The sequence below is a fragment of the Polaromonas sp. AER18D-145 genome (assembly GCF_002379095.1).
GTDB lineage: Bacteria > Pseudomonadota > Gammaproteobacteria > Burkholderiales > Burkholderiaceae_C > Polaromonas.
Genome location: NZ_NBZV01000050.1, coordinates 12,293 through 33,189 on the forward strand (window position 1 = coordinate 12,293; position 20,897 = coordinate 33,189).

Below are 20,897 nucleotides of genomic sequence, written 5' to 3' on the forward strand. Positions count from 1 at the left end.
CGTCGGAATCCCGGCCGGCCCTCAAATCGACCCTTAGGGAAGGTCTGCACAACCACCGCTGACACGGTGACCGAGCAGCCTGTTTTCATCTGACACCAGCGGGCGTTGACCGAGGAAAAAACCGCTCACGGCAAAACCAGCGAAGCGCTGAGCAGCAAGACCCTTGAGTGCACCCAGCTCACGCAGCAGGTGGCCGACCTGCAGGAGCGCATCGCGGCCGAAGAACGCCATCGCCAATCCCTGGAAGAAAAGCACCAGCATGCGCGCCATGCGCTGGAGCATTTCCGGCAATCCACCAAGGAGCAGCGCGACCAGGACCAGCGCAAGCACGATTAGCAGGTGCAGTACCTGCAGGCCGAGTTGCGCACCGTGAACGAGACCTTGGCCACCAAGCAGCAGGAATCCGTCCACACCCTTCAGGACAACGCGCGTTTGCTGGGCGACTTGTCGCGCGCCCAGGGCGATCTGCATCAGGTCCAGGAAGAGGTGCGGGGCCTGCGGCCGCTCAAAGATGAATTGGGGTTTGCGCAGCGGCGCACCGAGGAATTGGGCCGGCGCCTGGTCGAGCAGGACGCGGCCGTCCAGCAGCTCAGCACCTTCATTTACTTCTGGTGTTGCCGAAAGATGCGTAGCGCCTGTCTGCAAACAAAAGTACTAAGGGAATTCACTTACTTCGATATCTAATCATTTGGTGGAGAATACGGTCAGGACATTTCCACCACTTCATCAGATATCGCCATGACCGAGGTTTTCATTCCCGTATTGGATTTCGCAGAGATCCCTGAAGGCCAATCGCGCCGCTGCCAGCTTGAGGGAAAAGACGTCGCGCTTTTCCATGTTGAAGGCTGCATCTATGCCACCCAGGACGAATGCACCCACGGGCGAGCATCGCTTGCCGATGGCTACCTGATCGGCGACGAGGTGGAGTGCCCGCTGCACCAGGGCATGTTCAACGTGCGCACTGGCGCGGTGACGGCCGCGCCTTGCACCCAGGCACTCCGCACCTATGCCGTCGCGGTCAGGGATGGCGTGATCCACCTAGCGGCAGAGCCGGCGACGGCGAATTGAGTTTCACCACCACAACCACCACGGAGACAATATGCAAACTTTCAGGAAGCTGGCCATCGGCCTCATCGCGGCTTGCGGCATCGCCGGTGCGCAGGCGCAAACACCGCTGAAGATCGGGTTTATCGGCGAACTGTCGGGTCCGCAAGGCGCACTGGGCCAGGACCAGTACGACGGATTCATGATGGTCGTCGAGCGCAACGGCGGCAAGCTTGGCGGCGTGCCGGTGCAGGTGATCAAGGAAGACACGCAGCTCAAGCCCGACGTGGCCAACCAGGTGGTGCAGCGCCTGATCGAGCGCGACAAGGTGCCGATCATTGCCGGCGTCACCTTCTCGAACATCATGATGGCGATTCACAAGACCGTGACCGACAAGGAAATTTTCCTGATCGGCTCCAACGCCGGACCGTCGCCCATTGCTGGGGCTGCCTGTTCGCCCTACCAGTTCGTGGTGTCTTGGCAGGTCGACCAGCTGGCCGAGGTGTTCGGCGTGCACGCCAACGAAAAGGGCTACAAGAAGGTCTACCTCATGGCGCCGAACTACCAAGCGGGCAAAGACTTTCTTTCCGGCTTCAAGCGCACCTTCAAGGGCCAAATCCTCGACGAGGTCTACACGCCCCTGAACCAGCCGGACTTCTCCGCCGAGCTCACGCAGCTCAGCGCAGCCAAGCCCGATGCGGTGTTCGTGTTCTATCCGGGTGGCCTGGGCATCAACTTCGTCAAGCAATACCAGCAGGCAGGCCTGCTGGGCAAAGTGCCGCTCATGTCCGGCGGCGCGGTGGACGGCACGACGCTTCCTGCCCTGAAGGAAGCCGCGCTTGGCGTGCTGGGTGCTTTCCCCTGGGGGCCGGACCTGGACAATCCAGCCAATAAGCGCTTCATGGAAGAGTTCGAGCGCAAGCACAACCGCATTCCTGCTGCGTTCGCCGCTCAGGGCTACGACTCGGCGCTGCTGCTCGACTCCGCGATCCGCAAGGTCAAGGGCAACGTGGCGGACAAGAGGGCCTTCATGGCGGCGCTCAAGGCTGGTGATTTCGAGTCCGTGCGCGGCTCGTTCAAGTTTGGCAACAACAACTTCCCGATCCAGAACTTCCACATTCAGGAAGTCGCCAAGGACGCCAAGGGCCGTGTGAGCCTCAAGACCATCGCCACGCCGTTCAAGTCGCAAGCCGACTCGTACCATGCGCAGTGCGCGATGAAGTGAGCCGGGCCTGACAAACCGCGAGATTGCCCTCAATGACGATTTCTCTCGTACTGACGCAATTGCTTAACGGCATCCAGCTCGGCGCACTGCTGTTCCTGCTTTCCGCCGGGCTGACCCTGGTGTTCGGGATCATGAACTTCGTGAACCTGATGCACGGCTCGCTCTTCATGATGGGCGCCTACTTCGCGGCCGCCGGCTACCAGATGTCGGGCTCGTTCGCGGTGGCAGCACTGGCTTCGGTCGCGGGCGGCCTGCTGCTCGGCGTCGTGGTCGAGCGGCTGGTGGTGTCCCGTATGTATCGCCGCGAGCACCTCGACCAGGTGCTGGTGACCTTCGGCCTAGTGCTTTTTTTCAACGAGATCGCCCGCATCGTGTGGGGGCCGAGTTCGGTTCATGCGGGCAGCCCGGCGGCGTTCGACGGCTCCATTTCGCTGGCGGGCGCCGCTTACCCGACTTACCGGCTGCTGATCATCGCCGTTGCGTTCTCGATCGGCGCCTTGCTTTACGTGCTGATCCACCGCACCCGAATCGGGATGCTGGTGCGGGCGGGCGCCAGCAGGCCCGACATGGTGAGCGCGCTGGGTGTGAACATCGCACGCCTGAAATGCTGGCTCTTTGCATTCGGCGCGATGCTTGCGGCCATCGGCGGCCTGATGGCCGGGCCGATCACCTCGGTGCAGCCCGGCATGGGTGAGCCGGTCTTGATCATGACGTTGGTAGTGATCGTCACCGGCGGCATCGGTTCGATCCGCGGGGCCTTTTACGGCGCGATGATCATCGGTATCGTGGACACTGTGGGCCGCGCTTTCCTGCCCTTGCTGCTGCGCGAGGTCTTCGAGCGTTCGGTGGCGCAAGCAGCCGGGCCCGCCCTAGCGTCCGTCCTCATCTATCTTTTCATGGCCTGCGTGCTGGCGTTGCGCCCCAACGGTCTGTTCCCGGTACGCCATGGCTGAATCAAAACTGGACTTCATGCGCAGGCACTGGCTGCCCGCATCCCTGATGCTTGTGCTCGCGCTGCTGCCCTTGGCCGCCAACGCGTTGGGGCAGGGCTACTACATCACCTTCGCCAGCCGCGTCCTGGTGATCGCTATCGCGGCGGTGGGCTTGAACCTGGCGTTGGGATACGGGGGCATGGTGAGTTTCGGTCATGCACTCTATGTTGGGCTGGGTGCTTACGTGGTGGCAGTTCTGTCGGAGGCCGGAGTGCAGTCGGGGCCGCTACAACTCATGGTGGCACTTGCTGTTGGCGGACTGCTCGCGGTCGTGCTGGGCGTGGTCGCGCTGCGCACCAGCGGCATCGCTTTCATCATGATCACGCTCGCCTTTTCGCAGATGTTCCTCTATATCGTCATCAGCCTCAAGCGCTATGGCGGGGACGACGGCATGACGCTGGCCACGCGTAGCGACCTGTTCGGCCTATCGATGGAAGGGCCGATGTCGTTCTACTACCTCGTTCTGGCGTTGCTCGCGCTAGTGCTTACGGGCATAGCCCTGATATCGCGCTCCAGTTTCGGCTGGATCCTGCGCGGCAGCAAGCTCAACGCGCGCCGCATGGCAGCTCTAGGCTACCCGGTGCTCCGCTACAAGCTCACGGCCTACGTCATTTCGGCGATGGTCTGCATCGTCGCGGGTTTCCTGCTTGCGAATCTGTCGCGTTTCGCGTCCCCCTCGTACCTGCAATGGTCGCTGTCGGGCGAGCTGATCGTGATGGTGGTGCTGGGTGGGGCTGCCACCGTGTTCGGTCCGCTATACGGCGCGATCGTGCTGCTGGTGCTGGAGGAGCTACTCGCCAACGCGGCACTCCCCCTGCCCATGGGTGCCAATGCATTCATCCGCTCTCATTTCATGGGCCTCATAGGCATCTTCATCGTGTTGATGGCAATGGGTACACGACACGGCATATCTGGTTTGATGTCGCGGAAGGCGGGCGCATGAACGCATTGCTCAGCGTCGAAAGGCTGGTCAAGAACTTCAGAGGCGTGCGCGCTTCCGATGGAATCAATTTCGATGTGCGACCAGGAGAAATCCACGCCGTGATCGGACCCAATGGCGCCGGCAAGACCACCCTGGTCAACCAGCTCGCGGGCGAGATCGCGCCGGATTCGGGGCGCATCCTGCTCGATGGGCACGACATCACCCGGGAGTCGCCGCAGCGCCGTGCGGCCCTGGGCATGGCGCGGTCCTACCAGATCACCGCGGTCTTCGACGACCTCAACGTGCTTGAGAACGTCTCGATGGCCGTGCTGGCAGCGCAGCGGGGTCACGGCATGCGCTTTTTCGACGACGTTGCGCGAAACGCCGGCATCGCAGGCCCAGCGTGTGAGGCGATCGACATGGTGGGTCTCGCGCCCATGGTGACCCGCCGCGCCGGTGACCTGGCGCACGGGGCCCGGCGGCAACTCGAGTTGGCGATGGTCATGGCGACCAAGCCCCGCATCATGCTGTTGGACGAACCGATGGCCGGGACCGGCCCCGGCGAATCGCGCGAAATCATCCAACTGCTGCAGCGCATTCGTGGGAGCGCGGCGATCGTGCTGATCGAACACGACCTGGAGGCCGTCTTCGCGCTGGCCGACCGCATCAGCGTGCTGGTGTACGGTAAGGTGATCGCCACCGGCAGTTGCGACGAGATCCGTGCCGACGCGGCCGTGCGGGAAGCGTACATCGGCGACGAGGAGGGCGTGTTGTGAGCGCGTGCCTGGTCGCCGCGCGAGACCTGGTCGCGCACTACGGGAGCAGCCAGGTGCTGTTCGGCCCCAGCCTGGACATCCAGCGCGGCGAGTTCGTCACGCTGCTTGGACGCAATGGCATGGGCAAGTCGACGCTGGTGAAAGTGCTGCTCGGAATGCTTCCTCCGCGCAGCGGATCCATCGTGTTCGACGGCGTCGAGATAGCGGGGCGGCCTGACTACGAGAACGCACGCCGGGGCATTGGCCTGGTGCCCGAGGGCCGCGGCATTTTTCCCAATCTGACCGTGCGGGAGAACCTGCTGGCGACGGAGATCCGGCGGGAGTCGCAGCGCAGGCCGTGGACGCTAGAGCGCGTCTACGGTATGTTCCCGCGCCTGCTGGAGCGCGAGACGAACCTGGGCAGCGACCTGTCGGGCGGCGAGCAGCAGATGCTGGCCATCGGCCGGGCTCTGATGACCAACCCGAAGCTCTTGATCCTTGACGAAGCTACCGAAGGCCTGGCCCCGTTGGTGCGCCGAGAGATTTGGCTGTGCCTGACGCAGATCAAGAGCGAAGGCCTGACCATGCTGGTCATCGACAAGAACCTCAAACCACTGCTGCATCTGGCAGATCGCCACTACGTGATCGACAAGGGCAGCGTGGCCTGGACGGGCACTTCTTCGCAGCTTCAGGCGGCACCGGAAGTGCTGTCCCGCTACCTGAGCATGTAAACGCTAGACCAAGACAACTGGAGTACCGATGAAAGTAACGATGCAGGACATTCGCGGCGTGGTGGGTATCGTGCCCACGCCGGCCACCGCCGACGCGGGACACTGGAGCGCCACGCAGACGATCGAGCTGGCTGAAACCGAGAAGATGGTGCGCACCGTCGTCGATGCCGGTGTGGATGTGATCATGACAACCGGCACTTTCGGCGAGTGCGCAACGCTGACCGCCGACGAGCTACGGACGTTCGTGCAAGCGGTGGTCCGCACCGTCGCTGGCAAACGGCCCGTGTTCGCCGGTGTGACGACGCTCAACACGCGCGACACCATCACGCGCGGGCGCGAGCTGGTGGAGATCGGGGCCGACGGCCTGTTCGTGGGACGCCCGATGTGGCTGGCCATGGACGACAAATCGATTCTTCGTTTCTACCGTGACGTGGCACAGGCGCTCCCCGGCGTGCCGCTGGTCGTCTATGACAATCCGTCGGCCTTCAAGGGAAAAATCTCCCGTGAGGTTTACCGCGCGCTGGCCGAGATTCCCGAAGTGGTAGCGGCCAAGCACGTAGGCGGGCCCGCGCTGGTGCCTGACCTACTCGAAATAGGGCACAAAATCCGGCTGCTGCCGCTGGAGGTGGACTGGTGCGCGCTGGCGCGCGAGTACCCACAGCAGGCACAGGCCTGCTGGTCGGGCGGCGTGGCATGCGCTCCGGCGCCTCTAATTGCGCTGCGCGATGCGATCCTGGCCGGCGAATGGGACAAGGCCCAGGCCATTAGCGAGAAGGTGAACTGGGCAGTGCAGGCCATGTTTCCGGGCGGCGACATGTCCAAGTTCATGGACTACAGCATCCAGCTGGGCCACGTGCGCTTCGAGGAAGCCGGACTCTTCAAGCCCGGCCCGCCCCGTCCGCCCTATCTGGAAGCGCCTGAAAGCTATGTGGAAGGCTCGCGTGTCTGCGGCCGCCGGTGGGCGGAACTGCAACGCGAGTTCGCAGGAACCTGATCACAAGGAGACAAGCATGAGCACTAACCCCAAAATTTCGGTCAAGACACTGGCAACGTTCGATAAGGACCTTGCCGAAGTATCGATTCGCGGCCAGTGGCAGTACGACGAAATGCTCGAGCGCCTGATCGACGGCCCCAAGACAACGGCCTTGCCGATGCTGTGGAAGTGGGACGTCGTGCAGCGCAAGCTGATGGAGGCCTGCGACGTGATGGAAGAAAGTTTTACGGCTCGGCGAAACCTGTCTTTCATCAATCCCGGCCTTGAGCGCGGTGGCACGTCGCATACCATTTTGGCCGGGATGCAGGCGGTCAAACCGGGAGAAGTAGCGTGGGCGCACCGCCACCCGATATCAGCCCTGCGGTTCGTGATGGACGGGGATCCGAAACTTTTTACCGTTGTCAACGGCGAGGTCCTGCCGATGGAAACTCACGACTTGGTGCTGACGCCGGCCTGGACCTGGCATGACCACCACAACGAAGGCGAGAGCCTGGGTGTCTGGCTGGATGTGCTGGATGTGCCGCTGATGCTGTCGCTCGGCCAGATGGCCTACCAGCCCCTGGGAAACACCGCGCAGCCGATGCGGCCCGAGCGTCACGAATATTCGAGCGAGCGCACCGGCATCGTCCGGCCGATGTGGGAGCAGCCCGTGGGCGGCGCGCTGCCGCGCCGTTATCCCTGGGCCGACGTCAAGCGGCAGCTGGACCTGTTCTGCGAGGGCGGTCCGGCCAGCCCCTATGACGACGTTATCCTGGAGTATGTGGACCCGACGACGGGCGGCTCGACCTTGCCCACGCTGCGCTGCTGCGTGCAGCGGCTGCGCCCCGGCTTTGTCGGCCAGCAGCACCGCCGCACCGCCAGCACGGTTTACTACGTCATCGAAGGTGAGGGCAGCACGCGCATTGGCGACACCGAACTCCACTGGGGGCCGCGCGACGTTTTTGTCGTGCCGACCTGGATGTGGCATGAACACCGGTCGCTGGGCCAGGGCGCAACGCTCTTCAGCGTCAGCGACGCGCCCGTGCTGGAGGCCGCGCAGCTTTTTCGCGAGGAGCCCGAATCGCACGTCGGGCGTCATCCTTCGCCGCCGCCGCCCCTGCACGCCCACACCACATCGGGCGCGGCGCAGGACGCAGGACGCAAGGAGTAAGCCATGAATGACCAATTGATGCAGCAGCATGTGGCGGACCTGTACACGCGTTACGCGGAAACGCTTTGTGATCTCGAGATCGCAAAGTGGCCCGAATATTTCACCGACGACTGCCTGTACCGCATCGTCTCGCGTCCCAACCACGACCGGGGCCAGCGCATCGGTCCCATGTTCGCGGAGAACAAGGGCGCCCTGAAGGACCGGGTGGCCGCGATCCAGGGGACGATGGTCTATTCCGCACGCAGCCTGACGCACATCGTCAGTGGCGCGCGCGTGGTTGGCGGCGACGAAGCCGCCTTGCGCACGCGAAGCATGCTGGCTGTCTACCAGACACTGGTGGACGGCACGACTCAACTGCAGCTGGTGGGCCGCACTTTCGACGTGGTCGATACGCGCGGGCCTGAATTGAAGTTCCGTGAACGGGTGGTGGTATTTGACACCGAACTGCTCGCCGGCGCACTGGTCTACCCCGTTTAAAGGACTGAAAACATGAACCAAGCATGCCCCCACGTCGACGCCGGCGCCGCAGCCGAGGCCGCTACCGAACTGCGCCCGATCAAGATCTGGCCGCGCGAGGACAGCTCGCGCGTCCCGCTCTGGGTATACACCGACCAGGACAACTACCGGCGCGAGCTGGAACTCGTGTTCTACGGGCCGCACTGGCACATGGTCGGCCTGGAAAGCGAGATTCCCAACCCGGGTGACTTCAAGCGCGCCACCATCGGCGAGCGCACGGTGATCGTGACCCGCGCCGAAGGCGGCGAGCTCAGCGTGCTCCTGAACAGCTGCGCGCACCGCGGGGTCGAGGTCTGCCAGGCGGCCTATGGCACGCAAAAGGAGATCATGTGCCCCTACCACCAGTGGACGTACGACCTCAAGGGCAACCTGATGGGTGTGCCGTTCAAGCGCGGCGTCAAGGGCAAGGGCGGATTTCCGGCCGACTTCGACACGAAGCAGCACGGGCTGCGCACCCTGAAGGTCGAGAGCATCAACGGCTGCATCTTCGCCACCTTCGACCACGAGGCTCCCGCCCTGCGCGAGTACCTGGGTGAAGGCAACTACGAATACTTCACACGCATCTTCAACGGCCGCAAGACCAAGGTCCTGGGCCATCAGCGCCAGCGGATCAAGGGCAACTGGAAGCTGTACATGGAGAACATCAAGGACCCGTATCACGCGTCGCTGCTGCACGTGTTCCTGATCAGCTTCGGCCTGTACCGCATTGACCAGAAGGGCATCACCGTGACCGATGAGCGCACGCTGGCCCACAACGTGTTCGCGTCGATCCGCAACCCGGCAGGCCAGACCAGCGGCACCGAAGACATGAAGTCGTACCGCAAGGACCTCAAGCTCAACGACATGAACCTGATCTCGGCCTCCAAGGAGTTCGATGACGACATCACGATCCAGATCCAGACGGTGTTCCCGGATCTGGTGCTCCAGCAGCAGGGCAACAGCCTGCAGATGCGTTATGTCATTCCCCGTGGTCCCGACGAGTTCGAGTTGCAGTGGACGTATTTCGGCTACGAGGACGACAGCGAGGAGACGACGTTGCGCAGGCTGCGCCAGGCCAACCTCACGGGGCCATCGGGCTTCGTGTCGATCGACGACACCGAGGTTCTGGAATATTCCGGCGCAGGCATTCGCCCCAACCCCTCGCACATCGCCGTGGTGGAGCTGGGTGGACGCGAGGGCGCGGCCCCGGACGACGGCAACATGGTGACCGAAGGCCCGATCCGCGGCTTCTACGAGTACTACCGTCGCGTGATGTACGGCCAGGTACGGAGCCCGCAGTGACCGCACGACCGAAGATGGCAAGCCTCACGCCTTTGGCGGAAAGCGGCCCGTTGCCGCAACTCGGCGACAGCCTGGGGTTTCTCATCTGCGACACCGCTCGCTATGTCAAGCGCGTCCTCTACGCCCGGCTGGCGCCCTACGGCATTCCGGGCGGCTGCTGGTTCGTGCTGCGCGCGCTGTGGCAGCAGGACGGGGTATCGCAGCGTGAACTCAGTGCGACCCTGGGCTTGGCAGAGCCCGCGCTGATGATGACGCTTCGTACGCTGGAGAGGCTGGGCTTAGTCGCGAGGGAGCGCGACCCCGCTGACAGGCGGCGCATGTTCGTCAACCTCACTGCACGGGCGCAGGGTCTGAAAAAGGAACTTCTGAACGTCGCGAGCGATGTCAACCAGTCCATGCACGCCGCGATGTCGGAAGCGCAGCGGCAGGCCATGATGTCGGGACTCGCATCGGTACACGAGCAACTGGCCAGCACCTGCGTGGACGTTGTCGCACCCAGCGCCGAACCGGCCACCAACAAGTCTTCTTCTGGCGCGGTGAGCATGTTGCGTCCCCGTCCCACGCTGGTGCGCAGCTCGCAGATTCGCGCGCGCGCGGCCGCTGCGAGCAGCAAGAAAGTGAATTGAGCACCATGGAAACAACCCTCTCCAGCAAGATTGCGCCGGCCGTTGCGTCCGTGTTGCCGCGCCACCGCCAGCTCTATGCAGGTGGGCAGTGGATGGAGCCTCATGGCGGCTACCGCGATACTTGGAACCCGGCCACCGGCGAATCGCTCGGCCCGTGCGCGGAAGCCGATGCATCCGACGTGCAGGCTGTCGTTGAGAAGGCGCAGGCAGGTTTCGAGGCCTGGCGCCAGGTCAAGCCGCTGGAGCGTGCGGCGCTGCTGCGGCGCATCGCCCAAGTGCTGCGCGACAACGCGGGCGAGCTGGCCCTGATCGATGCCGCCAACTGCGGCAATCCGGTCAAGGAAATGGCAGGCGACGCGCTCGCCGCTGCTGCCCAGGTGGAGTACTTCGCCGGGCTAGTCACCGAGATCAAGGGCGAAACCATGCCCATGGGCGATGGCGTGGTCAACCTAACAGTGCGCGAGCCCTTGGGGGTCTGCGCGCGTATCGTCGCCTACAACCATCCCTTGATGTTCGTCGCGGGCAAGCTGGCGCCGGTAATCGCGGCGGGCAACTCGGCGGTGATGAAGGCTCCTCAGCAGGCGCCGCTGTCGACTTACCGGTTGATGGAGCTGATCGAGGGTATCCTTCCGCCGGGCGTGCTGAATATCGTCACAGGCGGTGCGGCCGCAGGGCAGGCGCTCGTGGAGCATCCGTTGGTGCAGCATGTGGCCCTGATCGGAAGCGTCGCCACGGGACGCGCGATCGCGCGCACCGCCGCCGACCAGTTGAAGAAGATTTCCCTGGAACTGGGTGGAAAAAACGCCTGCATCATCTTCCCCGACGCCAATATCGACGCTGCGATTCGCGGCGCCGTGGGCGGCATGAACTTCGGCTGGTGTGGGCAGTCCTGCGGCTCGACGTCGCGATTGTTCGTGCACGAGTCCGTGTACGACCGCGTCGTTGAAGGCGTGCTGGCGCAGGTGCGCCACTTCCGGCCGGGCATTCCCACCGAGATGTCGACCACCATGGGTTCGTTAGTCTCCAAGGACCAGTTCGACAAGGTGCTGCGCTACATCGACATTGCGCACGCGGACGGCGCGCGCTTGCTGCACGGCGGCAAGCGTTCGGACGACCCCGCGCTGACCAACGGCTTTTTCGTGGAGCCGACCGTCTTTGACGGAGTCACGCAGGACATGCGCATTGCTCAGGAGGAGGTCTTCGGGCCCATCCTGTCAATCCTCAAGTGGGGCGATACGCAAGACATGCTGGCACAGGTCAATGCGGTCGAATACGGCTTGACCTGTTCCATCTGGACCGGCAATCTCGCCAATGCGCACTACGCCTCGGCGCAAGTGCAGGCCGGATACGTCTGGGTGAACAACGCCAGCCGGCATTTCATCGGCGTGCCGTTCGGCGGCTACAAGCTGTCTGGCATTGGCCGCGAGGAATCGTTGGAAGAGCTGTTGCACTACACCCAGGTCAAGAACATCAATATAACGCTGACGCCCTGAGCAGTCATCGCATTGCCGGGCCGCGACGGCTCATTGAACTTAGATATCTAACCAAATACAGAAGGATCCAAACATGCTCACGACGCAAGAAAACGATTTGCTGTGCCGCGTCGAAGGCGACGCGCCCATGGGCCAGCTGATGCGGCGGCACTGGACACCGGTGTGCCTGCGCGAGGAAGTCTCCGAGCCCGATGGCCCGCCCGTGCAGGCGCGCGTCTTCGGGGAAGACCTTGTCGTATTCCGCGACAGCGAAGGCCGTGTCGGTGTGATGGAGGAGTTCTGCCCTCACCGGCGCGCATCCCTGGTTCTCGGCCGCAACGAAGAGGGTGGCCTGCGCTGCCTTTATCACGGCTGGAAGATGGACGTGCAGGGCAATGTGCTGGAGATGGCGTCGGAGCCGTGTGCCAGCGGCATGGCAGACCGGGTCAAGCACAAGGCCTACCCGGTGCACGAATGGGCAGGCTTCGTATGGGCTTGGTTTGGGCCGCCCGAATCGGTGCCCGAGTTCCGCCCGCCGGCCTGGGCGCCGACCGAAGAAGCTCGCGTCAGCATTGCTAAGGCGGTCCTGCCTTGTAACTGGGCGCAGGTGCTCGAGGGAGCAATCGACTCGGCCCACAGTTCCAGCCTGCACTCCTCCGACATGGTGCCCGCCCGCGTCGATGGCGCCAGGGCAACGGACAAGACCTGGCTGCGGCCTTCCACCGACAAGGCGCCGCGCATGCAGGTGCAGCGCACCGGCTACGGTTTCCGGTACGCGGCATTGCGCCGTCCAATCACAAACTCGGCCACGCACGAGTACATTCGCACGACCGTGTTCGTGGCGCCGGCGACTGCGCTGATTCCGCCGAACAACCTGTACAACGTGGCGAACATCAACGTCCCCCGGGACGACACCTCCACGGCCTTTTATTTCATCGCGTGGGGCCACCCGGCACAAACGCCCGAAACCGACACCTGGCGCAAGTTCCTGCGCCAGCAGGTGGGCGTGGACCTGGATTCCCTGTACAAGCCCTTGCGCACGCGCGAGAACATGTTCTGGCAGGACCGCCAGGCCATGAAGGCAGGCAACTTCACGGGGATCACCGGTTTCCCGAATCAGGACGTCGCCATGTGGGTCACGATGGGCCCGATAGCCGACCGCACGCGCGATCGCCTGGGGGCAAGCGACGTCGCGGTGGTCGAGTTCCGCAAGCAGATGCTGGACGCCGTGCGCGTGTTTCAGGATGGCGGCCCGGTGATCGGCACCGGGGCCGAGGCTATCTCGCCGCAGGTGTGCGCCTTCCAGGCGGTCGTGCCAAAGACCATCGACTGGCGCACCTACGACGCCCAGCATGTGTGGCACGAGCAGCAGGCCGTGGGCGACGCCGGCTACCAGATCAAGGCCTGAAGGAGATCCCGATGGCCAAGCTTCAACTTTCCGTCGCGATGGGGGACTATGACCGCACGCGAGCCCTCTATGACGGTAGGGTGCAGATCGACGGTGTCGATCCCGTTTACATGCTACTGAATCCGGAAGAGATGTTCTTTCGGGCCATGCGCAGTCAGGACTTCGACATCGCCGAGCTGTCCTTCTCCAGTTACCTGGTCAAACACTCGCGGGGCGAATCGCCCTACATCGCGGTGCCTGTTTTCCTGTCCCGCGCTTTCCGCCATACCTCTATCTATGTGCGCCGCGACCGAATCAAAACACCGCAAGACCTCAGGGGATGCCGCGTCGGCGTGCCCGAATACCAGCTCACTGCCATTGTCTGGGCGCGGGCGCTGCTGGAGGACGAATACGGGATCAAGCCGTCCGACGTGACCTGGGTGCGCGGTGGCATCGACACGCCGGGACGGCCGGAGAAGATCCGGCTCGAACTTCCCGCGGACGTGCGCCTGGAAAGCGCGCCTGAAGGAAAGACCATCACGCAGTTGCTCGACGAAGGGGACATCGACGCGTTCATCGCGCCGCGTCCGCCGGGCGCGCAGGCGCTGCGCAATCCGGCCGTGGGCTGGCTTTTCGAAGACCCCACCGCCGTGGCTAAGGACTTCTACCGCCGCAAACGCGTGTTTCCCATCATGCATGTGGTGGGCATTCGCAATGCGCTGGCGCAGCAGCACCCGTGGTTGCCCGGCGCGGTGATGAAGGCGTTCACGCAGTCGAAGGCCGCGGCGCTCGAACTGCTTGGCGACACGTCGGCCACCAAGGTGACATTGCCTTTCGTGGAGGAGCAGTTGCAGGCCGCGCGCGCGCTGATGGGCGATGACTACTGGTCCTATGGTGTCGCGCAAAACCAGCCTACGCTGGAAACATTCTTGCGCTACCACTACTCCCAGGGCCTGTCGTCGCGGCATGTGCCGCTGACCGAGGTTTTTCACCCGGCCTCCTACGAGAGTTACAGCATCTGATTGCGCCATGAACTACAACACTGAACCCGCATTGATGCTGCGCATCGCGCGCGCCGCCGCGGTCGCGGACGGCATCCGCAGTTTCGAACTGGTCCCGCCTGCCGGGCAGTTGCTGCCCGCCTTCACGTCCGGGGCGCACATCCGGGTGCGCACGCCCGCCGGTACGGTGCGCAAATACTCGCTGTGCAACCATCCGGACGAGCGCGATCGCTATGTGATCGCGGTCAAGCGCGACGCCTCCGGGCGGGGCGGCTCGGTCAGCATGGTGGACGACGCGGCCGAGGGCGACATGCTGGCGGTCTGGGAACCTGAGAATGCGTTCCGGATGTCGCGGGGCACCCGCCGCTACCTGTTCATCGCGGGGGGCATCGGCATCACGCCCATTCTCTCCATGATCCGTTCGTTGCAGGGGCTGGATGCCCAATGGCAACTGGTCTACCTCGCCCGCTCGGCGGCCACGACCCCGTTCGTCGATGAACTCAAGGAACTGGGAACGGGCAGCCAGGTCCGGATCCACCATGACGAAGGCGATCCCGCACGCGCCCTTGACCTGTGGCCCTGGCTCGAAAAGCCGCAGGCCGAGCAGCATGTCTATTGCTGCGGGCCGCGCCCGCTGATGGATGCGGTCAGGGACATGAGCGGGCACTGGAACGCGGGCAAGGTCCATTTCGAAAGCTTCACCGACGGGTCGGTCGCGCGCAAGAATGACCATCCCTTCACCGTTCATCTCGCGCGGTCGGGCAAGACGCTCCAGGTGGCGGTGGGCCAGTCGATCCTAGAGGCCGCCCGCGGCGCGGGTGTGCAGGTTGCAGCCTCGTGCGAAAGTGGCACCTGCGGCACCTGCCGCACGAGTTTGCTGGCCGGCCACGCGGATCACCGCGACATGGTGCTGATGCCCGAGGAGCTGTCCTCGCAGATCATGGTGTGCGTCTCGCGTGCGGTTAGCGGCGAACTGACGCTGGACCTGTGAACGCCGCGCCCATCCGGATCGGGGTCATCGGGCTGGGCCGCGCGTTCAGCCTGATGGTGCCGACCTTCTTTCGCGACCCGCGCGTGAAGATCGTGGCGGGTTTCGACACGCGTGAAGAGCCACTGCGCCAGCTGGTTTCCGATTTCGGGGCCGCCACGCATCGCGAGGTCGAAGCGCTGTGCAGCGACCCCCAGGTCGAAGTCGTGTACGTGGCCAGTCCGCACCAGTTCCACGCACAGCACGTGGAGCTGGCGGCGCGGCATGGCAAGCACGTGTTGCTGGAAAAGCCGATGGCGCTGACGCTGGCCCAATGCGACGCGATGATCGCCGCCTGCGAGCGCGCGAATGTGCACCTGATCGTGGGCCACTGCCACAGCTTCGACGCGCCCTACATCCTGGCCGGAGATCTGGTGGGCAGCGGAGAGTACGGCGCGGTTCGCATGATCCATGCGCTGAACTACACGGACTTTCTCTACCGGCCGCGTCGGCCTGAGGAGTTGCAAACGCAGGAAGGCGGCGGCGTTGTGTTCAGCCAGGCGGCGCACCAACTCGACATCGTCCGCCTGCTGGCCGGCAGCCCGGTCACGCGCGTGCGGGCCGCAGCGGGCCGCTGGGACGAGGCGCGCCCCACTGAAGGAGCCTATGTCGCCATGCTGTGGTTTGCCAATGGCTGCTTCGCATCAGTGATCTACAGCGGCTATGCGCATTTCGATTCTGACGAGTGGTGCGGCTGGACCTCGGAGATGGGTGGCGAGAAATCCCCCGAGCGGCACCCGCAGGCTAGGCAGCGGCTGGCGCAGGTCGGCACGGCGGCGGACGAGGCGGCGCTGAAGGCATCCACGACCTACGGCGGTCCCCAGTACAGTGACGAGCGGGCCGCCGTGCCGGCGCGGGCGTACCAGCATTTCGGCCCGGTCATCGTCAGCTGCGAGCGCGCGGACCTGCGGCCGGTACCCGACGGTGTATGGATCCATTCGGACGGCGAGCGGCGAAAGATAGCCCTGCCGCCTCCTGCCGTGCCGCGGGCTGAAGTCATTGACGAGCTGCACGGCGCCTTGCGGCAGGGTTTGACACCGCAGCATGACGGAACTTGGGCGCGAGGTACGCTCGCCGCGTGTCTGGCATTGCTGCAATCCAGTACTTCGCAGGCAGATGTGCTGCTCCAGGGTCCTATGCAAGAATATCCATCATGAGTGCAAAAAGGGAACGGCCTGAAGGCGAGATAACCGACCGCGTCCTGCGACAGTGGCATGAAGCCGTTCCGAACGACCGGATGGCACACTTGGTAAAGGACGCGACGCGCTGCTTCCTGCGTGCCCTGCAGGTGAGGCTGGCGCGGCACAACGTGCAGCTGGGGCACTGGACTTTTCTTCGCATCCTGTGGCAGCGCGACGGCCTGACCAAGCGCGAGCTGAGCATGGAAGCCGGTCTCATGGAACCCACTACATTCGTCGCATTGAGAGCTATGGAGTCGCTGGGCTATGTCACGCTAGAGCGCAGGGCGGAGAACCGCAAAAACATCTATGTCTTCTTGACGCCACTGGGTCGCAAGCTCAAAGACGTTCTGGTGCCGTTGGCCGAGGAGGTCAACGCGATTGCCTTGCGGGGCGTGCCTGCGTCCGACGTCGCCGCCACGCGAAGATGCCTGCTCAATGCGATCGAAAACCTGTCGCGTGACGAGATGCTTCCAATGGGTGAACAGGCTGAGGCCGGGGAGAATGATCTGTGAGAGGACTGGAAGAAGAGTTCTTTGCCCAGCGTTTCATAGGGCCTGATGAAGCGGAAACCCTATCCCAGGCGATTGCGCGCAATGTGCGCGACGCACTCAGCGAGGATCTGGGTCCGACCGACCTGACTGGTAACTTGGTTCAAGCCTCCCGAAGCGCCACCGCGCGTGTCCGGGCTAACTTTCATGAATCCAGGCCGACGCCCCGGATGATGAAAGAAACTCAGGGGTGGAGGTGCTGAGGTAGATGCCGAGAAAATTCTTTGGGAGCTTGCATCCCGATAGCTAACTTGGCGCGCCTTCACCGACTCGTACCCCGAATTGACTCCATCGGTTTTGCCGATGAGATCGCACGTTAAACAGGGCTGCTGAGCGCGAGCTCAGACAAGCAATTTCGGTGGGGCACCGCAACACCTCCAGTTTTGAAGTTTACACATCAACTGGAGGAAAGCGATGGACATTGTTCCCATCTACAAGCGCGTCATAGGGCTGGACGTGCTATCCAAGCGCAATCACGGGCTGCGCCATCACCGAGCAGCCTGACGGCAGCGTTACCTATGAGCGGCGTGAGTTTGGCGGCTTCAAGCGAGACCGCAAGGCGCTGGCCGAGTGGGCGCGCTCAATTGGCCCGGATATCGTGGTTATGGCGAGCACCGGCATTTATTGGAAGAGTCCGTATGCGGCGCTGGAGTCGGTTGGCATAGTGGCGTGTGTGGTCAACGCCCGCCACGTCAAGGCGGTGCACATCGGTAACGTTTGAGATCCTTCAATAGTTGGCAAACTCAGCGAACAAATCCGCGTTTCCTAAGTCCCCCCGTCATTCATCGGCTACAAGAGTTCGTCGTCGTGCTCGCCAATAAACGGTGCGGGACCTGGGCGATCTGTCACCGTCCGGCTGAACCTCGGCGCGGGTGAAGGTTGAAGCACGCCGTCTCGCTCAAAGAATGTGCCGCGCGCACTGTTGTGCGGGTGACGTGCCGCCTCTTCTAGCGTTAACACCGGCGCAAAGCACACGTCGGTCCCCTCCAGCAACGCACACCAGTGCGCGCTCGGCTCGCCGCGGAAGATGTCGGTGATCTGGCGTTTGAGCGCCGGCCAGGCCGCCGGATCGCGTTGCCGTTGAAACTCGGGATCGGTGATGCCGAGTTTTTTCAGCAAAAGCGTATAGAACTGCGGCTCCAGCGATGCAATCGAGATCCACTTGCCGTCCGCGCACTCGTAGGTGTCGTAGAAATGCGAGCCACCGTCCAGCAGGTTGGCCTGCCGCTCGTTCTTCCACATTCCCAGCGCTTTGAGGTCGCAGACGATGGAGGTCAGCAGGGCCGCCCCGTCGGTGATGGCGGCATCGACCACCTGGCCGCGGCCCGAGGTGCGCGCTTCGAGCAAAGCGCAAACGATGCCGAAGGCGAGCATCATTCCGCCGCCACCCAGGTCGCCGACCATCGCAGGCGGCGCTACCGGTCCGCCTTCCGAGCGGCCGATCAGGCTAAGCGCGCCCGACAGCGCGATGTAGTTGATGTCATGCCCGGCGGCCTGCGCGAGCGGGCCGTCCTGGCCCCAGCCGGTCATGCGCCCGTAGACGAGTCGTGGGTGGCGTGCCAGCAGCACGTCCGGGCCCAAACCCAGCCGCTCCATCACGCCCGGGCGGAAACCCTCGATGATCGCGTCGGCCCCGTCGACCAGTGCCAGGACTCGCTGCACGTCCTCGGGCGACTTCAGGTCGACCGCCATCGAACGCCGACCGCGGTGCAGCACGCTGCGCCGGCCACTGGCCAGGAAGGCACCATCCCCGCGGTCTTTGCCCTTGTCGGCCTTGCGATCCAGGCGGATCACGTTGGCGCCCATGTCGGACAGCATCATCGCGCAGAACGGTCCGGGGCCGATGCCGCCGAACTCGATTACTTTCAACCCTTGCAAGGGACCACTCATTTGTCGTTACTCCTGAAACCGAATTAAAACCACAAGCCAGCCGTCTGTTACCCCAGCCAGCGCTTGCGCCGCTTGTAGTGCTTGACCTCGCGAAAGCTCTTGCGCACCCCCTCGCGGTCCAGGCCGAGATAGAACTCGCGCACATCCTCGTTGTCACGTAGTTCCTGGGCCTGCCCCTCCAGCACGATGCGGCCGCTCTCCATGACATAGCCATAGTCGGCGATCTCCAGGGCTACGCGCGTGTTCTGCTCGACGATTAGCAGCGACAGTCCCTGCTCACGCAAGTGGTGCAGCACGGCGAAGACTTCCTCGATCATGCGCGGCGCCAGTCCGAGTGACGGCTCGTCGATCAGCATGAGTTTCGGCTCGGCCATGATCGCGCGCCCGATCACCAGCATCTGTTGCTCGCCGCCCGACAGATAGCCGGCAGTGCGTTTTCGCAGTTCGGCCAGGCGCGGAATCGCTTCGTACACGCTGTCCATCGCCCGGCGCATCGCCTGCGCTGACGCAAACATGTGGCCGCCGATGATGAGGTTTTGCTCGACCGTCATGTGCTGCAGCACGCGTCGGCCTTCCATCACATGGACCAGACCGCTGCGCACCACGGTTGCCGGGTCGTGCCCCTGAATTGGCCGGCCGTCGAAGGTGATCGCTCCTCCCGAGACGCGGCCGTCTTCCGAGTCAATGACGCCGGAGATGGCCTTGAGCGTGGTGCTCTTGCCTGCGCCGTTGGCGCCCAGCAGCGCCACGCATCCGCCTTCGGGGACCTGCATCGACACGCCCTTAAGCGCCAGGATCACCTCGGCATACAGCACCTCGACGTTGGACAGCGTCAGCACCGCCGGATTGACGGCCGCATGGGGCGCGGTACGTTGATCCGGTGCTGCAGCAAGGGCTGAATTCACCATTTAGGCACCGTTGGCACGGTCACATCGCCCGCCGCCCGAACCACCTTGCCGTCCTTCATGGTCGCGATGTTGACCTTGGCGGTGCCGGTGGGGAAGGGGGCGTCGTTGCTGAAGTCCACGCCTGGCAGTATGCCCATCAGGTCGTTGCTGGTGAACTGGCTGTTCATCAAGGTCTCGCGCACGGCTTCGCCGGTGACTTTGCCGGGGCCCTTGGCCTTGATGGTGGCCTCAATCGCGCGCACGGCCACGATGCTTTGGCCCAGGCCCATGATGGTCATTGCATTCCAGCCCGATTTCAGGCCATGCTTTTCCTGCAACATGCTGTAGAACTTGCGTGCGGTCGAGTCGTCTTCGCTGGCATCGGCGATAGCACCCACCTCGAAATCACCGGCAAAGCCGTTCGGGTCGCCAAGTGCCTTGGATGATCCCACCACCCCGTTGTGCAGCGAGAGCATGATCGGGACGTTCTTGCCCAGCGCCTGCAAGGCCCGTTTGGTGGCCACGGCCTGGGCGGTGTTGGTCTGGATCACGATCACGTCGGTGCCGGCGTTGACCAGGCGGCGTACCGCCAGGGTCAGGTCGGTTGGCTGCACTTCGGTCCAGATCGCCTCGACGAAGGTGGCCTTGTCGGGGTTGGCCTTGGTGTAGCTTTGCAGGCCCTTGGCCATGTCGGCGTAGGCGGGTGTGGCTTCGGAGGTGATGATCGCCACCTTGACCGGGCGCTTGCCCTGGAGTTTTGTGGTGCGGAACCATTCCAGGAATCCGGCCGCCTCATGGGCGTAGGTGGGGCGCAGGTTCAGGGCCCATTGGTTGGGTTTCCAGCCGAAGCCGTAGGTGGCGGTGCCCATGAGCATGGGGATCTTGTCTTCCGGCAGGCGCTGTTGCAGTGCGGCGGCATCTGGGCCGCCGAGGCCGAGCAGGAGCGCGGGTTTGACTTCGGCCTTGATGCCGGGCCACAGGCTGGCGGTTTGCGCCACGTCGTAGCGCGTGTCGAAGGTTTTGACGACGATCTGCACGTTGAGCTTGCTGCCGACTTCCTTGTTCCACCACTCGATCACGGCGAGTCGCCCGCCCTGCATCTGGGGCATGACGTTGGCGTAGGGGCCGGCGAAGTCGGCAAAGGCGGCCACGTTGATCGTCGTCGTTTGCGCGTGGGCGGGCGCGTTCAGCAGCAGGCCGGTGGCCAGGGCGGCCGTGAGTTTGAGAAAGGTATTGCGTTGCATGCTTGTCTCCAGGTGGTGGTGGTG

The 20,897-nt window shown here is 63.8% G+C and carries 21 protein-coding genes and 1 pseudogene; 18 read left to right on the top strand and 4 right to left on the bottom strand.

Annotated elements, in window-relative coordinates:
• Nucleotides 1-33: 33 nt before the first annotated feature.
• Nucleotides 34-645: a hypothetical protein gene (locus B7G52_RS23855; protein WP_205853093.1), complete on the bottom strand. Its 612-nt coding sequence runs from the start codon at nt 643-645 to the stop codon at nt 34-36.
• A gap of 93 nt (nt 646-738) precedes the next feature.
• On the opposite strand from B7G52_RS23855, the gene B7G52_RS19525 reads away from it, so the two are divergent.
• The 18 genes and pseudogenes from B7G52_RS19525 to B7G52_RS19610 form a co-directional block, all read left to right on the top strand.
• Entirely contained in the window at nt 739-1,068 is a 330-nt protein-coding gene (locus B7G52_RS19525; protein ID WP_096699231.1) for a non-heme iron oxygenase ferredoxin subunit, read from the top strand.
• 31 nt (nt 1,069-1,099) lie between these two features.
• Nucleotides 1,100-2,269, top strand: a complete 1,170-nt coding sequence (locus B7G52_RS19530) for an ABC transporter substrate-binding protein (RefSeq protein ID WP_096699232.1) — start codon at nt 1,100-1,102, stop codon at nt 2,267-2,269.
• 32 nt (nt 2,270-2,301) lie between these two features.
• Entirely contained in the window at nt 2,302-3,222 is a 921-nt protein-coding gene (locus B7G52_RS19535; RefSeq protein WP_096699234.1) for a branched-chain amino acid ABC transporter permease, read from the top strand.
• Complete coding sequence (locus B7G52_RS19540) at nt 3,215-4,204, top strand: branched-chain amino acid ABC transporter permease (RefSeq protein ID WP_096699236.1); 990 nt, start codon at nt 3,215-3,217, stop codon at nt 4,202-4,204. The genes B7G52_RS19535 and B7G52_RS19540 overlap by 8 nt, the downstream gene beginning before the upstream one ends.
• Complete coding sequence (locus B7G52_RS19545) at nt 4,201-4,959, top strand: ABC transporter ATP-binding protein (protein WP_096699237.1); 759 nt, start codon at nt 4,201-4,203, stop codon at nt 4,957-4,959. Before B7G52_RS19540 ends, B7G52_RS19545 begins: the two co-directional genes overlap by 4 nt.
• Entirely contained in the window at nt 4,956-5,669 is a 714-nt protein-coding gene (locus B7G52_RS19550; protein ID WP_205853094.1) for an ABC transporter ATP-binding protein, read from the top strand. Before B7G52_RS19545 ends, B7G52_RS19550 begins: the two co-directional genes overlap by 4 nt.
• A 28-nt stretch (nt 5,670-5,697) precedes the next feature.
• Nucleotides 5,698-6,663 carry a dihydrodipicolinate synthase family protein gene (locus B7G52_RS19555; protein ID WP_096699239.1) on the top strand — a complete coding sequence of 322 codons (966 nt, stop codon included), beginning with the start codon at nt 5,698-5,700 and terminating at the stop codon, nt 6,661-6,663.
• 16 nt (nt 6,664-6,679) lie between these two features.
• Nucleotides 6,680-7,813: a cupin domain-containing protein gene (locus B7G52_RS19560; protein ID WP_096699241.1), complete on the top strand. Its 1,134-nt coding sequence runs from the start codon at nt 6,680-6,682 to the stop codon at nt 7,811-7,813.
• Nucleotides 7,814-7,816: 3 nt separating this feature from the next.
• On the top strand, nt 7,817-8,290 hold the full coding sequence (locus B7G52_RS19565; protein ID WP_096699243.1) for an aromatic-ring-hydroxylating dioxygenase subunit beta: 474 nt from the start codon (nt 7,817-7,819) through the stop codon (nt 8,288-8,290).
• Nucleotides 8,291-8,302: 12 nt separating this feature from the next.
• Nucleotides 8,303-9,610 carry a Rieske 2Fe-2S domain-containing protein gene (locus tag B7G52_RS19570; protein ID WP_096699245.1) on the top strand — a complete coding sequence of 436 codons (1,308 nt, stop codon included), beginning with the start codon at nt 8,303-8,305 and terminating at the stop codon, nt 9,608-9,610.
• Between the two features lie 14 nt (nt 9,611-9,624).
• Nucleotides 9,625-10,236: a MarR family winged helix-turn-helix transcriptional regulator gene (locus B7G52_RS19575; protein ID WP_096699247.1), complete on the top strand. Its 612-nt coding sequence runs from the start codon at nt 9,625-9,627 to the stop codon at nt 10,234-10,236.
• A gap of 5 nt (nt 10,237-10,241) precedes the next feature.
• A complete protein-coding gene (locus B7G52_RS19580) occupies nt 10,242-11,729 on the top strand; it encodes an aldehyde dehydrogenase family protein (RefSeq protein WP_096699267.1) in 1,488 nt (495 codons plus the stop codon).
• A 73-nt stretch (nt 11,730-11,802) separates the two neighbouring features.
• Complete coding sequence (locus B7G52_RS19585) at nt 11,803-13,116, top strand: Rieske 2Fe-2S domain-containing protein (RefSeq protein ID WP_096699249.1); 1,314 nt, start codon at nt 11,803-11,805, stop codon at nt 13,114-13,116.
• A gap of 11 nt (nt 13,117-13,127) precedes the next feature.
• On the top strand, nt 13,128-14,117 hold the full coding sequence (locus B7G52_RS19590) for a 4,5-dihydroxyphthalate decarboxylase (protein WP_096699251.1): 990 nt from the start codon (nt 13,128-13,130) through the stop codon (nt 14,115-14,117).
• A 7-nt stretch (nt 14,118-14,124) separates the two neighbouring features.
• Nucleotides 14,125-15,087, top strand: a complete 963-nt coding sequence (locus B7G52_RS19595; protein WP_096699253.1) for a PDR/VanB family oxidoreductase — start codon at nt 14,125-14,127, stop codon at nt 15,085-15,087.
• Nucleotides 15,084-16,280 carry a Gfo/Idh/MocA family protein gene (locus B7G52_RS19600; protein WP_096699255.1) on the top strand — a complete coding sequence of 399 codons (1,197 nt, stop codon included), beginning with the start codon at nt 15,084-15,086 and terminating at the stop codon, nt 16,278-16,280. Before B7G52_RS19595 ends, B7G52_RS19600 begins: the two co-directional genes overlap by 4 nt.
• The gene (locus tag B7G52_RS19605) at nt 16,277-16,816 is read left to right on the top strand and encodes a MarR family winged helix-turn-helix transcriptional regulator (protein ID WP_170954815.1); all 540 of its coding nucleotides are present in this window, start codon (nt 16,277-16,279) and stop codon (nt 16,814-16,816) included. The genes B7G52_RS19600 and B7G52_RS19605 overlap by 4 nt, the downstream gene beginning before the upstream one ends.
• Before the next feature lie 450 nt (nt 16,817-17,266).
• A pseudogene (locus B7G52_RS19610) lies at nt 17,267-17,555 on the top strand (transposase); the annotation flags it as partial.
• 86 nt (nt 17,556-17,641) lie between these two features.
• Here the strand turns inward: B7G52_RS19610 and B7G52_RS19615 are convergent.
• Genes B7G52_RS19615 through B7G52_RS19625 form a run of 3 tightly spaced genes read right to left on the bottom strand, consistent with a single transcriptional unit; the run spans nt 17,642 to nt 20,873 of the window.
• Nucleotides 17,642-18,742, bottom strand: a complete 1,101-nt coding sequence (locus B7G52_RS19615) for a CaiB/BaiF CoA-transferase family protein (protein ID WP_096699257.1) — start codon at nt 18,740-18,742, stop codon at nt 17,642-17,644.
• A gap of 47 nt (nt 18,743-18,789) precedes the next feature.
• A complete protein-coding gene (locus B7G52_RS19620; RefSeq protein ID WP_096699259.1) occupies nt 18,790-19,650 on the bottom strand; it encodes an ABC transporter ATP-binding protein in 861 nt (286 codons plus the stop codon).
• The gene (locus B7G52_RS19625) at nt 19,644-20,873 is read right to left on the bottom strand and encodes an ABC transporter substrate-binding protein (RefSeq protein WP_096699261.1); all 1,230 of its coding nucleotides are present in this window, start codon (nt 20,871-20,873) and stop codon (nt 19,644-19,646) included. The genes B7G52_RS19620 and B7G52_RS19625 overlap by 7 nt, the downstream gene beginning before the upstream one ends.
• Between the last annotated feature and the right edge of the window lie 24 nt (nt 20,874-20,897).